Origin of the sequence: Gracilibacillus suaedae, assembly GCF_017599345.1 — a bacterium.
In the GTDB taxonomy this organism is placed as follows: Bacteria; Bacillota; Bacilli; order Bacillales; family Amphibacillaceae; genus Gracilibacillus; species Gracilibacillus suaedae.
Map to the genome: position 1 here is coordinate 151143 of NZ_JAGFVL010000062.1, position 13369 is coordinate 164511.

Annotated in this window: 13 protein-coding genes; 9 read left to right on the forward strand and 4 right to left on the reverse strand. The window is 36.2% G+C overall.

The features are described from left to right. The first annotated feature begins 4 nt into the window (after positions 1 to 4). Both J5J03_RS19295 and J5J03_RS19300 read left to right on the forward strand, forming a co-directional pair. Positions 5 to 850 (forward strand): bifunctional 3-deoxy-7-phosphoheptulonate synthase/chorismate mutase, encoded by an 846-nt coding sequence (locus J5J03_RS19295; protein ID WP_231710854.1) that lies wholly within the window; start codon positions 5 to 7, stop codon positions 848 to 850. 55 nt (positions 851 to 905) lie between these two features. After that, positions 906 to 1493 carry a 4-hydroxybenzoate synthetase gene (locus tag J5J03_RS19300; protein WP_208592000.1) on the forward strand — a complete coding sequence of 196 codons (588 nt, stop codon included), beginning with the start codon at positions 906 to 908 and terminating at the stop codon, positions 1491 to 1493. A gap of 76 nt (positions 1494 to 1569) precedes the next feature. Here J5J03_RS19300 and J5J03_RS19305 read toward each other — a convergent pair whose 3' ends face one another. Then, positions 1570 to 1845 (reverse strand): hypothetical protein, encoded by a 276-nt coding sequence (locus J5J03_RS19305; RefSeq protein WP_208592001.1) that lies wholly within the window; start codon positions 1843 to 1845, stop codon positions 1570 to 1572. Between the two features lie 49 nt (positions 1846 to 1894). Further along, positions 1895 to 2092, reverse strand: coding sequence for a hypothetical protein (locus tag J5J03_RS19310; RefSeq protein ID WP_208592002.1), 198 nt, complete (start codon positions 2090 to 2092; stop codon positions 1895 to 1897). Positions 2093 to 2272: 180 nt separating this feature from the next. On the opposite strand from J5J03_RS19310, the gene J5J03_RS19315 reads away from it, so the two are divergent. Both J5J03_RS19315 and J5J03_RS19320 read left to right on the forward strand, forming a co-directional pair. Then, on the forward strand, positions 2273 to 2713 hold the full coding sequence (locus J5J03_RS19315) for a hypothetical protein (protein WP_208592003.1): 441 nt from the start codon (positions 2273 to 2275) through the stop codon (positions 2711 to 2713). Positions 2714 to 2740: 27 nt separating this feature from the next. After that, positions 2741 to 3544, forward strand: a complete 804-nt coding sequence (locus J5J03_RS19320; protein WP_208592004.1) for a CPBP family intramembrane glutamic endopeptidase — start codon at positions 2741 to 2743, stop codon at positions 3542 to 3544. Positions 3545 to 4346: 802 nt separating this feature from the next. Here J5J03_RS19320 and J5J03_RS19325 read toward each other — a convergent pair. Continuing rightward, positions 4347 to 4547 (reverse strand): hypothetical protein, encoded by a 201-nt coding sequence (locus J5J03_RS19325; protein WP_208592005.1) that lies wholly within the window; start codon positions 4545 to 4547, stop codon positions 4347 to 4349. Positions 4548 to 4896: 349 nt separating this feature from the next. Between J5J03_RS19325 and J5J03_RS19330 the strand changes: the two genes are divergently transcribed. Next, positions 4897 to 6960 carry a choice-of-anchor J domain-containing protein gene (locus J5J03_RS19330; RefSeq protein ID WP_208592006.1) on the forward strand — a complete coding sequence of 688 codons (2064 nt, stop codon included), beginning with the start codon at positions 4897 to 4899 and terminating at the stop codon, positions 6958 to 6960. 73 nt (positions 6961 to 7033) lie between these two features. On the opposite strand, the gene J5J03_RS19335 is transcribed toward J5J03_RS19330, so the two are convergent. Next, on the reverse strand, positions 7034 to 8200 hold the full coding sequence (locus tag J5J03_RS19335) for an MFS transporter (RefSeq protein WP_208592007.1): 1167 nt from the start codon (positions 8198 to 8200) through the stop codon (positions 7034 to 7036). Positions 8201 to 8282: 82 nt separating this feature from the next. Between J5J03_RS19335 and yeiL the strand changes: the two genes are divergently transcribed. From yeiL to J5J03_RS19355, 4 genes are all read left to right on the forward strand, one after another. Continuing rightward, positions 8283 to 8951 (forward strand): transcriptional regulator YeiL, encoded by a 669-nt coding sequence (yeiL, locus tag J5J03_RS19340; RefSeq protein ID WP_208592008.1) that lies wholly within the window; start codon positions 8283 to 8285, stop codon positions 8949 to 8951. Positions 8952 to 9228: 277 nt separating this feature from the next. After that, a complete protein-coding gene (locus J5J03_RS19345; RefSeq protein ID WP_208592009.1) occupies positions 9229 to 10422 on the forward strand; it encodes an NAD(P)-dependent malic enzyme in 1194 nt (397 codons plus the stop codon). A 482-nt stretch (positions 10423 to 10904) separates the two neighbouring features. Continuing rightward, positions 10905 to 12512, forward strand: coding sequence for a DcuS/MalK family sensor histidine kinase (dcuS, locus tag J5J03_RS19350; protein ID WP_331460529.1), 1608 nt, complete (start codon positions 10905 to 10907; stop codon positions 12510 to 12512). Then, on the forward strand, positions 12502 to 13215 hold the full coding sequence (locus J5J03_RS19355; RefSeq protein WP_208592011.1) for a response regulator: 714 nt from the start codon (positions 12502 to 12504) through the stop codon (positions 13213 to 13215). Before dcuS ends, J5J03_RS19355 begins: the two co-directional genes overlap by 11 nt. Positions 13216 to 13369 lie beyond the last annotated feature (154 nt).

Below are 13369 nucleotides of genomic sequence, written 5' to 3' on the forward strand. Positions count from 1 at the left end.
ATTGATGAAAGGATGGTTAACCTTGAGTGATAAATCGCAACAAGGAAAATTGCGGCTTCTCGTAAGCCGCGAGCATAAAAGTGAAGATACCATTATTAAAGTAAAGAAAACGGTTATTGGTGGTTCATCTCATACACTGATAGCTGGTCCTTGCTCAGTTGAATCGAAAGAGCAGCTTGAAACGGTGGGTACCGCACTGAAAAATAAAGGTTTAAGAGTATTGCGAGGGGGAGCGTTTAAACCGAGAACATCTCCCTACAGCTTTCAAGGACTTGGCGAAGAAGGATTAAAAATGATGAAGGGCGTAGCAGATGATTTAGGTTTAGTGACGATTAGTGAAATTATGAGTGCCGATCAAATAGATACTGCGGCCAAGTATATTGATATCTTTCAAATAGGTGCTCGTAACATGCATAATTTCGACCTGCTTAAAGCAGTTGGCCAAACGAATAAACCGGTATTACTGAAACGTGGCCTTTCCGCGACTTTGGAAGAGTTTATGCTCGCAGCAGAATATATTTTACACCATGGAAATGATCAGGTGATGTTGATTGAACGTGGAATCCGCACTTTCGAGACAGCGACCCGCAATACACTTGATATTTCTGCTGTTCCGATTTTAAAGCAGGAAACCCATCTTCCTGTTTTAGTAGATGTCAGTCATTCAACTGGACGAAAAGATATCCTCCTGCCTTGTGCAAAAGCGGCACTTGCTGCTGGGGCAGATGGGGTGATGGTGGAGATACACCCAGACCCTCAGCATGCTCTTTCTGATGGGAAACAGCAACTTAACATGGCAGAGTTTCAAGCTTTTTGGGATGAAATTTACGATTCTGGTTTGTATCATTAACTAATTTCTTTTTTTGCTACAGAGATACTGGCCCAATAGGTACGGAGGTGAGAGTATGACAAACTCACAGTATGAACGTAAGTCTTCAGATCTGTTACAAGAATTGTTACTCAACCTACTATTAGTGACGGATGGACGCACAACTGATTTGTTAGAAATTCTGTTGAATGAGAAACTGGAGGTACAAGTGATCCGTCAACATCCAATAGCAGAAGATACAAATTTACTAGACGAATTTTCAGGAGGTCCGTACTATGTTCGAGAATCGATACTGGTCGGTGAAAAAAGTGGATTTATTGTATCGCACAACATTGCTCTTGTATATTCCAAGCACGTACCTCCTACTTTATTTGAGAATATTGCACATCGACAGCAGGGAATTGGTAAAGCCATCAGCTCGCTAGGAGTACGGTCGTTCCGAAAGGTAGTAGACTTTGGTTTTATAAATAAAGACGAATCTACAGATCTTTTCCAACAGCCGCTCAAGATCCGCCTTCCTAATTTGATCAAAAGAGTCCCATACAAAAGATACTTCATGTATTTTGGGCGAAAACCAGGGATTCAGATGCTTGAATATTACAACCCTAACTTGATTGACCATCGTTTACAGCAAGAGAACAGTAATAAACCAACAAATGACTGAGCAAAGGCTGGCTCTTTGGGAAATAAAGTGTCCTATAGAGTCAGTCATTTCCTTTTAAAAGGCATGGAATAGCAGCTTATTTCTTTTTTGATTTTTCCTTCTGTTTGACCATCGTATCACCAAAATCGATCATTTGTTTAGCTGCATATAGTACGCCCTTTTTTATACCTTCGAATAAATGGATGACAATATCTTCTACAGGTTGATCACGACCTTCTACCCTTTTTTTGATATCTTTCTCTGCTACATTTGCTCCTTTCTTTACTGCTGTTATATAGTTTTCAGTAATGTATCGAAATTCATGGCGCATGTGTTGTAAGATTTTTGAAAATGTTTGTTGCTCCTTTGACAACTAATTCACCTCCCTAAGATATTTCCTTTTCGTAGCCTAGTATTATCTTTTATTTTCGTCGGATTATCTTTCTGTTCTGCAAGGAAACAGAATCGTTTGTCTTCGCTGGTTTTTCGTTTTCTTCGTCCCAAGATATAAACAGTGCAATGATAACACCAACAAATAATATAAAAAACATCACTCCACATAAACTCATACCTAGAATGAATAAAATTCTATTCCCAATATTCATGTTATCTGTCTCCACTTTTTTTCACTCCTGCTTTATTTAGACTAATTCAGTATATGAATAAATATCCTAGATTCTATAGGTAGTAATCTATTATTCTACAAAATCCACTACAGTCTAAACAAAAACCTTTCATTTTCATAAAATACAGAAGAAGAAAATAATTGTAATAAGTAGATAAAAGGAGGTTTCCGATATATGGATGAGATACAAGAGAACGCAAATTCTAATCATGTCGTAGAGGAAGAAGGGCTTATGACTGTTGATAATCAGGCAAATGATGAAGAATGGAACCAATTTATTCAAAGAGAATTAGAGAAACAAAATAACCAAGAAGGAAATAAAGAGTCATTATCTGGAAAAGATGATATACTCAATTCGATAATGGAGAAAATTCCTGTGGAGGATTTGATTAATGCCACAATAAATGCTATTAAAGAGAAGGTGGATACGGAGATCAAAAAAAGGAAAAAGAAGAAAAAGCAAACAATTGAACAGAAAGATCCAATAGGACAGATAAAGAAAAATGAAGATACAAATAATCAGAAGACGGATAGGAGCATAAAGAATAAAAATCAAATATATAAAACTAGGCAAAAGGAACGGCGAAGAGAATTATATAGAAAGATTTATGGATAACCAATAATAGAGGGAGCTCTCCAACTTATGAAGCAAACACTTTCATTTTTTACTAGTAGTCAACGTACTTTCCTACCGTTACTCTTATTTGGGACACTTATTATCATTTTGCAATTAAATAACTACCTTCTAATGACTGTTTGGGCAATAGCTACAGCGCTCATCTTCTTCATTAATAAATCAATGCGTTATTTTGTATGGATAACTCTGGCTTTTGGGATCGGATTCTTTCTATATATTTATGGGAATACACAATGGATAGCAGACATGTATACAGAGGAAACGAGGGTTATTCTGAATAGATTTTTCTTAATTATTGTTATCATTCCATTACTATGTTTCTCTTTTATTTATCGACTTCCTTTTATAAGCTATTGGCAGAAACCACGATGGGCTGAGTATGTTCAAGTTCCTTTTATTTGGTTAGGGTTTCGTCAAGTAAAAGTTAGTGCGTTTCTTGTCGTAGCGATGATGATTAATCTTATTACTTTTATGCCATTTATTAGTTGGACATATATCCAAGAAATCTGGCGTTTCGCACTCATTTTTTCAATTCTTAATTCGGTGTTGGAAGAGACCATATGGAGAGGTGTATTACTTAGTCGTTTTTCTGCGTGTTTTGGCAATCGTTGGGCGGTATTGATAACAAGCGTTGGTTTTGGTTTACAACATTACTCCTTAGGATTCTCTTGGATTAGTTGCCTTTTATTTAGTGTAGGCGGATTCTTTTTCGGAGCTATTACCAGTCGTTCCAAAAGTATTATCCCTTCGATAATATGGCACATGTTATTCAACTTATTAATGGTTTTTAGCGGAGTTATAGTGGGATAAGGAAAACCGATACTATTTCTTCTTACCCGCTTTATTCCGTTTTTTTGTAAGGAAAGAAAGTATATAATCCTCGGCATCAACGCATTTGTTATCAAAGTAGCCATTTTGAAATAAACCGTATAGGAAACCATCGCTGCGGCTGTCCACTTCCCTTTCCACGGGATTTTCGACTAAGCTAACTTTTCCAAGCAAAACCCGCTTGAAAAAGTGGATCTTAGTCGAAAATCATCCCGTAGGAGTGGAAGCGGACGGCCTTCGCTATGGAGCTATTCTACAATGTTAGTGACAGCTAACTTTTCGAGCTTTCTAAACATGTGTAATAAAACAAGTATGTTAGCGAATACATTCATTGTAAAGCATGACTTAGCGTAGGCGCCCACTTCGACTCCTGGGGGATCAGCGTGATCTGAAGATCCACTTTGCAAAGCGATCTTCTTTGCAAAGTTAGCTGAAGACACGCCCCCTGGAAAGCGAAGTGAGCAAGCCGAAGCGGTTGTTACGACTATTAATCATGTCAAAATAACTACTTCGAACAGGACCGGGTGGGTTTTCCCGGTTTTTCTTATACATTTATAGCCGAGTGGATAAAGCATTATAATAAAGTGAGACTATTCGTTCACTTGTAAGATAACGACGAACTACGATATTTTTTTGTATCTGGGAGCATAGTATAGATGCTGCATTGCAAATTATAGCGACATTTTTAGGGAACAGTCTCTGTTTATTATAGGCAAACATTCATCTCCCCCTTTACTTAGCAAGTTTTAAAAGTGGAGATGTTCTTCAATGGGAATGGAGTCATTTAATCAATAACTCGTGCGACTTTCCCATTACACTCCCTGCAATAACCTCTTAGAATAATATTATGGTTAACAGAATCAACCTCATAATCAACAATGGTCGTTTCTCCACAATTGGAACAAAACACATTACTTTCTAGCTTTTTGCGAACGTCACTTGGTATGGCAAGCCATCTTTTTTTTGCTAGTTCATCGTTTGGCATATCGATTCACTCCATATTCGTTTTAAACCTTCTGTAAGATCCCCAATCATAATCTCACTTTATCAAAATTATGCCTTATTTAACACTAAAAATACCTCCTCTTTGACAAATTCTTTTTTTCTAACGAACGATCACCAATTTTCGCATACTTCCATTATAGTACGTTAGCAAAACTAGTAAATTTCTTTTCAATATATTAAAATGCCTATTAAAATATAAAATAGTTGCTGAAAAATACAATATTTTAACGATAAAAAAACGAATCTACTAGCCTAATTATGACAAAATATTTGGGAATCTATTGATACTATATGAACTATTCCATATTTTCAAAAATAGGAGGATGAAAATGAAAACATCAAAAAAAGTTTTAGCTATTTTATCTATTCCCATTCTAGTAGGTAGTATGTTATTCCCTTCAATAGTAAATGCGCAAGTTAAAGGGTATAACCCAAATCCCGATGTGCAGGAAGTAGATCCAGATTTTCGGTCTGAAACTGTAGAAGAGGTCTTAAAGGAAGGTAAGGTAGACTTTAGTGAGGCTGATGTAGGGGAAGAAGAATCGGCAGAAAGTGGACAACCTAAGGCATCTTCAACCGTTACACCAGATGATATAGGCATTAGTAAACCATGGGTTACAGTTAATAATACATCAGGACAATATGTACTAACAGATTTTACTCTTAAAGGTGTAGGAGAATATGGAGAAGTATGGGTAGCGAACGACCTTGATTATCCTGAAGGAGATCCAAGGAATGCTGATGGAGTCGCAACCATCACCGATAAACAAGTGAACTATCTCTTAAATGAGTTTGATGAAAATATATATGAGCAAGAGGTTGAGTTTTTCGATGCCCCTGATGAAAGGACAGGAGAACAGGCAATGTTTCCTGAATATCATCACGATGAATCCGGGCGTGTTGTAATTTTAATAGATAATATTAAAGATGAAAATTATTATGATCCAAATTATCCGAGTTATATTGCAGGATACTTTTCACCTACTATAAGTGATTTTACCGATCGAAACGTTATGACAATCGATAGTTTTGATTGGGCAAATCGTACAGGTTCAGATGCTGAGAGACCTTTCTTATATGAAGGAACATTTGCACATGAATTTCAACATTTACTTCATCATGACAGTGATTCTGCTGAGGAGAATTTTATCAACGAAGGGTTATCTGATTTTGCACAATATCTTGTGGGATACGGTCATTCCGTGTCACACGTTGATTTTATTATGAATAACCTGAAGAATTCCTTAACAGAGTGGGGGGATCAATCTGATCTTCAGATTCTAGGTGACTATGGAATTTCATATCTATTCCAACTCTATTTATATGAACAATACGGACCAGAATTTCTTCAGAAAGAGTTTCAAAGCCAATTACAGGGTATAGATAGTATTAATGCGATTTTAGAAGAAATGGGAAGTGAACGAGACTTTAAAGCAGTTTATCAAGATTTTATGGTAGCTTTAGTATTAGATGGGAAATATCAAGGAGATAGTGAAACATATAACTTTGATTCGATAGACTTAAATCCTAATCTAGAAACGGCATCAGAGTTAGATACTGTTGCACCAGCTTGGGGAACAGATATGAAATTCATTACACCTGACAAGAAGATAGACCATCTATATTTCAAAGGGGTTGATTTCCTTGGCACCAACTGGACAACAGTAAGTGACCCAGACAAGGGGGAGGTTCTTTGGGGGAACGAAGGGGACCAGGCAGATAATTTCTTAATAAAAGAGCTTGATTTAACAGGTGCAACAAACCCAGTCCTATCGTTTGAAACAAAGTATGATATAGAAGAACATTGGGATTTCGGTGTCGTTCAAGTATCTACAGATAATGGGCAGACATGGACTTCCTTAGCAAACGAAAATACAAGTAGTGATATAGTGGAAGACGGCTATCCATTGATCAAAGAAAATTTACCAGGCTTCACAGGAAGTTCAAATGATTGGATAACAGAGAGCTTTGATCTTTCTCAATATGCTGGTCAAAAGGTTCATCTGGCATTTCGTTACATGACTGACTGGGGTTATAATGAAGAGGGTTGGTACGTATCAAATCTTCAAATAAATGACGAATTAATTGATGCAGCGGAAAATACTGATCGTTTTATGAGTTTGGAACAAGTAACAGAGGATTATGTTGACTATCAGGTTCAGTTTATCGGATTTAAGAAAGGGAAAGCAAAAGGAAAAGCCAATCATGTCAAAGTTATTCAATTCCCAGACCTAATTAATATGAGTAAAAGTGATAAGGTAGATCTTCGCGATATGCTAAGAAGCTCTCAATACTCTCAAGTATTAATGATGGTTACTTATGCACCTGAACCTGGTAAGGGTGGAAGTGCGGAGTATGATTATGAAGTAGTGATGAAGAATAAGAAAAAGTAACTGAAAACCAAATGAATCAAGCTGCCTCCATATTATAGATATGGGGCAGCTTTCTTTAGAATATGTGAACGTGCTAAATCGAAATGTTCTTTCTATTTTCCAATCTTCTATACATAAGCGCGAGTAGCATGGCGGGAATCGTACATAAAATCATTCCAATAAAGGATAATCTCGGTTCTATTTCGTATAAATACCCACCTAAAATGGTGAATACAGCCGTACTCCAGCTAAGTGCTAAAGCAGAGTAAACACCTTGTGCTTTTGGTATTTGTAGATGTGGAATGTTCTGGATTAAGTATTTCATAAAAGCATAATGCGCCATAGCAAACGATAATGCGTGTAACGTTTGCGCTATACAGAAAACTATCACATTCGGAAAGGCAAAAACTAATATCCATCGAACAGATGAGCCAATTGCAGCAATAGTTAGTAAAGCCCCGATCGAGAATTTATCGAATTTCTTATCTGCAACGGAAAAGAAGATGATTTCCGCAATGACAGCAATATTAATAATGAAGCCAATCAGGTATGTCGGTGCTTGGATTTCTTGTAAAAATATATAGCCATAGTTGTAATACGTTGCATGTGCCGCCTGTAGCAAAATAACGATAATAAGCACCAAAGGGAAGTGTTTGATACGAAATAATTGTAGAATACCTACTTTTTTTGTTTGGTCTTCTGGCGGCTTTTTCGCTAAAATAACTGGTGTTTGCATGAAATGAAGAGACATGAATCCGATTATGCCAAGTAATAGTGCCCACAAGATAATTTCATCGCCAAACCATCCAGTAAAAATGGTCAAAACCATCCCGACAGAAACAAAACCAATAGACCCCCATTGACGACTTCTTCCATAATGTTGTAACTGTTTGCTTTGCACAAGGACCCCTGCGACACTGTCTAATGCAGGCATCAAAATAGGATAAAATAGATGCAAAATAATGGTTGCTATTAGTAAACTGACAAAGGAATTCGACGGTATATAATAGACAATAGCAACTAGTGTACCAACTGTCATGATGTTTAATAACCTCTTACTGCTTACCTTCGCTGATAAATAAGGAAAGGCAAATAAAGTAGAAAGCCCTCTTGCAACCAAGCCTAAGCTCATGATCAAGCTAGCTTCTGATACCGAGATCCCTTTTGTCTGAATCATCCAGCCTGACCAATAAGGTAGAAAAATCCCCCATGTTAAAAAGAAACTGAAAAAATGTAAGCTCATCCAGCGTTGTGTGTTCATTATATATCCTCCTCATGGAATGCATGATATCATGGAGTTATAAAGAAATAATAGGAGATATCTCTTATTTTGAGGTGAATAGATGAAAAAATATATAGGGAAGAAAAAGCAGGTTTATTTAGAAGAACACTCAATTGCTAATTTATTTTCCTTTCCAGTCGAGGACTATATCGAAGTACATGAATATCAACGTAATGATTGGATTATTCAAGAAAGCATGCGACCAGATTTTCTTTTTTACGTTATCGAGGGAAAAGCAAAGATATATATCACCCATCAAAATGGGAAAGTATCTTTAATTAATTTTATCAATGCCAATGAATATATAGGGGAAATGGAATTATTACATGATGTCTATTATACAAAGGGGATTCAAGCTTCAACGAAGACGATTTGTTTTGCACTTCCGACTCATTACTATCGTAAACAACTCCTTGAAGATGCGAAATTTCTACGTGAGTTAACCAAGTTCTTAAGTGTAAAGGCAACCGAGATGGCGGCTAAGTATACGCAAAGTTTAGCGTTCCCATTGGAAAATAGGCTGGCAGATTTTATTTTACAAACGGCTGATGAAAGGATTTATAAGGAAAGACATGTTACAGTTTGTGATTATTTAGGTGTATCTTATAGACATTTGCAGCATGTGCTTAGACAATTTTGTGATAAAGGATATTTACAAAAAGAGGGAAGGAACTATCAAATTAAACAGTTTCATTCTTTAAAAGAACTCGCCCAGGTTTTGCAGAATTAGAACCAGTCTGACGTCTTTCATTTAAGACATGTATTCTCCACTAAGTAATTGATAAATATATGAAAGTAACAGATAAATGAACATATTGAAAACTAACGGATGTCTCCATTAAAAAGGGGGCATTTTTTCTTTCTGAATAAAATAATCAACAGATCATTTTTTTAATTACAAAAAGGCTTAATTAGTTATATAACCTATTATCGGTAGAAATTATTTATTATAAATGAAAGTATAGCAGAAGGAGTACTAGAAATTTTTAGAATTGGAGAGGACAACGATGGATACACTACGGGAACAATCTTTACAAATGCATCGAGACAATAAAGGGAAATTAGAAACAAGTGCGAAAGTAGCGATTCGTAATACGAAGGACTTAAGTCTTGCTTATTCACCGGGAGTAGCAGAACCGTGCAAAGAAATTTATCAAGACAGCAACAAGGTGTTTGACTATACGATGAAAGGAAATACTGTTGCAGTTATTTCGGATGGATCAGCTGTTTTAGGACTCGGTAATATTGGACCAGAAGCAGCAATGCCTGTTATGGAAGGAAAGGCTGTTCTATTTAAAAGCTTTGCAGGTGTTGATGCATTCCCGCTTTGTTTGAATACAAATGATGTCGATCAAATCGTCAATACGGTGAAATTGTTAGAGCCAACCTTTGGAGGAGTTAACTTAGAAGATATTGCAGCACCTAGATGTTTTGAGATTGAAGAACGTTTGAAAAAAGAAACGAACATTCCAATTTTTCACGATGACCAGCATGGAACAGCAATTGTAACTGTTGCTGGTCTAGTAAATGCGCTTAAGCTTGTTAATAAAAGAATGACAGAAATTAAAGTGGTAATCAATGGTGCAGGTGCTGCAGGAATTGCAATTGTTCGGTTATTAAATTATTTTGGTGTTTCCGATGTTATTTTGTGTGATTCTAAAGGTGCCATTTATGAAGGACGTCCTTATGGGCTGAATCCTCTTAAAGCGAAAATCGCGAAAACGACCAATGGCAATCGTGTAGAAGGTACAATAGAAGAAGCTGTTAAAGGTACAGACGTATTTATTGGCGTTTCTGTAGAAGGTGCTTTAACAAAAGAAATGGTTTCTACTATGAATGAGGATCCGATTATTTTTGCGATGGCTAATCCTATACCAGAAATTATGCCGGAAGATGCGAAGGCTGCAGGTGCTAAAGTGATTGGAACGGGGCGTTCAGATTTTCCGAATCAGGTAAATAATGTACTTGCATTTCCAGGAATTTTTAAAGGGGCATTAGACGTACATGCTACACATATCAATGAAGAAATAAAGAAAGCAGCCGTACTTGCGATTTCCTCATTAATTTCAGAACAGGAGTTGTCTAGAGACTATGTGATTCCGGCACCTTTTGATGAACGGGTAGCACCAGCAGTGGCACAGGCTGTTGCAGATGCAGCAATAGAAACAGGAGTAGCTAGAAGAGTTGCTATGTCTAAATAAAAGTGTTTAAAGCAGTCGACTGTTGGGCAATCAGTCGGCTTTTTTAAGGTAGTATATAATTATTGGAATAACAACTCTTATAAACAAGTAAGTAGGAAAAAGTTGATAATAAAAGCAAGGATAGCTATTCAGATGGAGTTACCATATTGAAACTTTCTGATACTTTTGGGGATGAATATATAACTTTCATTTAAGTACCAAAAATGACACGCATGAACTCAAAATGGTACTAAACAGTCAATTAAGTACCAAAAATAGAAACTATACAATTAAATTGGCACTTAAAACAGGTTATAGTGCCAAAATGAACCCTGCAAAAGTGGATCTTCAGATCATGCTAATCCCATAGTAGCCTCCTTCAACTCCTGTGGGAATCGTTTGGTCTGAAGATCCACTGTTCCAAGCGATTTTTGCTCAGTTTTTCTTATATCAAATCTGTACATATGTCTGCTATAATCCATAATAGAAAATGGGGTGATGTTGTGAAGCGACCGTTTAAATTGAGCGTTATTATTACATTGTTTGGCTGTATCGTTGTTTTACTTTCTTTATTAGTTACAGATTTACTCGTTAGTAACACAACTAGTGAGCGAATTAGAGACAATCAGGAAGAGAAGGCACAGATTGTATCTCGGACTGTTGCCAAATCTGAGATTGTAAAAGCAAGCCTATTACAAAATGAGAAGACAGAAGCCATTCAAGCATATACGCAAGAAGTCCAAACAATAACGGAAATGATGTTTGTCGTCGTTATGGACATGGAGGGCATTAGATATACCCACCCTAACCCAGAAATGATTGGCAAATATTTCAAAGGAGGAGATGAACAAGACGTTCTCCAAGGAGAGGAGTATGTATCAGTATCTGAAGGTACACTCGGAGATTCTTTAAGATCTTTTACACCGATATATGACGATAATGGAAACCAAATCGGTGCTGTTGCGGTTGGGATCTCACTAGACAATGTGGAATTTGCTTTGTCACAAGGCCACCATAATATTATTAAAGGAAGCTTGCTCGGTATTATCGTTGGGATCATCGGAGCATTTTTACTCGCTAAATATATAAAAAGAATGTTATTCGGTTTGGAACCTTATCAGATATCAAAGCTTTTGGAAGAACGAAGTACCATGTTACAATCTGTTCATGAAGGAATCTTAGCTGTTGATGATGATTTAAGAATTACATTAGTAAATAAATCAGCGCTTCATTTGTTTAAAAAAGCTGGTTTGTCAGATCAGCCCATTGGCATGAAAATAACGGATTATATGCCAAATACCAAACTGGATCGTGTCATTGAGACAGGGGAATCAGAACGTAATGAGGAACAGACGCTAAATGGAATATCTATTCTAACCAATCGTGAGCCGTTAATTGTTAACAATAAGGTTGTAGGCGCAATTTCTACATTTAGAGATAAAACCGAAGTGAATCAATTGGCAAAACAGTTAACAGGTGTTAGAACCTATGTTGAGGCGCTTCGTGCACAGTCACATGAATTTATGAATAGGCTTCATGTTATACTTGGTATGGTTCAAATGGGAGCTTATGATGAATTATTGCCGTTTATCCGCAAAATAATTGATATGAACAATCAGGAAGCTGCAGTGGTAACCAAAACTATCAAGGATCCAGTACTTGCGGGCTTTCTGATAGGGAAAATGAGCTACGCAAGAGAGCGGAATGTAACGTTTAATATTTCCAACGATTCACGAATTGATGAGGCACTTAGCTTAGAAACGAGTCAAGAGCTGATCACCATTATTGGAAACTTAGTAGATAATGCAATAGAAGCGCTTACCACTAGTGAAGAGAAAAACATTACATTACAGTTGAAGAAAATTCATGGTAAATTATCCATAACAGTATCTGATTCAGGACTAGGAATCTCCGAAGAAAATATAGAGAAAATCTTCAAGAAAGGATTTTCCACGAAAGGTTCAAATAGAGGTTTCGGACTTTATTTAATGAATCAAAGTATTGAAAAATTAAATGGAGAATTAAAAATGTCCACTAACAAAAGAGGGACTACGTTTAACGTAGTGCTTGACTATGCTGCAATGAGAGATGGGATGCAAGATGACGATTAAAGTGTTAATAGTAGAAGACGACCCAATGGTAGCGGAATTTAATAAACGATTTCTTAGGAAGATAGAGGGATATCAGTTAGTTGATATCGCTTATTGTGTGGAAGAAGCGATGAAGCTAATAGATGAAAAGGAAGATGACATTGACTTAATTCTGTTAGATATTTATATGTCAGGGAAAAATGGTCTCGAAATGTTATCTACTATTCGAAAAAAAGAGATACCAATTGACGTTATTTTAATTACAGCTGCTACGGATACGGAAAATATCCAATCCGCATTGCACCATGGAGCAATTGATTATTTAATTAAGCCGTTTGAATTTGTACGTTTTAAACAAGCACTAATGCGCTACAAAGAAAAGTTTGAATTATTACATCAACGAGAAAAATTGAATCAGCTGGAATTAGATCAAAAATTATTACATTCTAAAAAAGAAAAAGTGAAAGAAAACAAGACTTTACCAAAAGGATTGACGCAAAGTACGCTGTTAATCATTATGGATAAGATAAAGAAAGAAAAAATTTTTTCAACAGATGACATTGCGGAATCCACAGGTATATCCAGAGTTTCTGTTCGAAAGTATCTCATGTTTTTAGTGGAGATTGATGTACTGGAAGAAACATTAACCTATGGGATTGGCAGACCGGTTTATCAGTATTCTTATAGAGAAAATAACGATATATTAGATGCTTATTTAAAATGACTCAAAAACTAGGTGTTTTTGAGTCATACTTTTTTTAATTACAAAAAAAATTCATTAATTTTATAAGCTTTCCATTTAGCAAAAGAAATAATAGGATAGATAAATATCAATAGTTTGAAGAAGTGAATGTTACGTAGAGAAAATCGATGTTAAC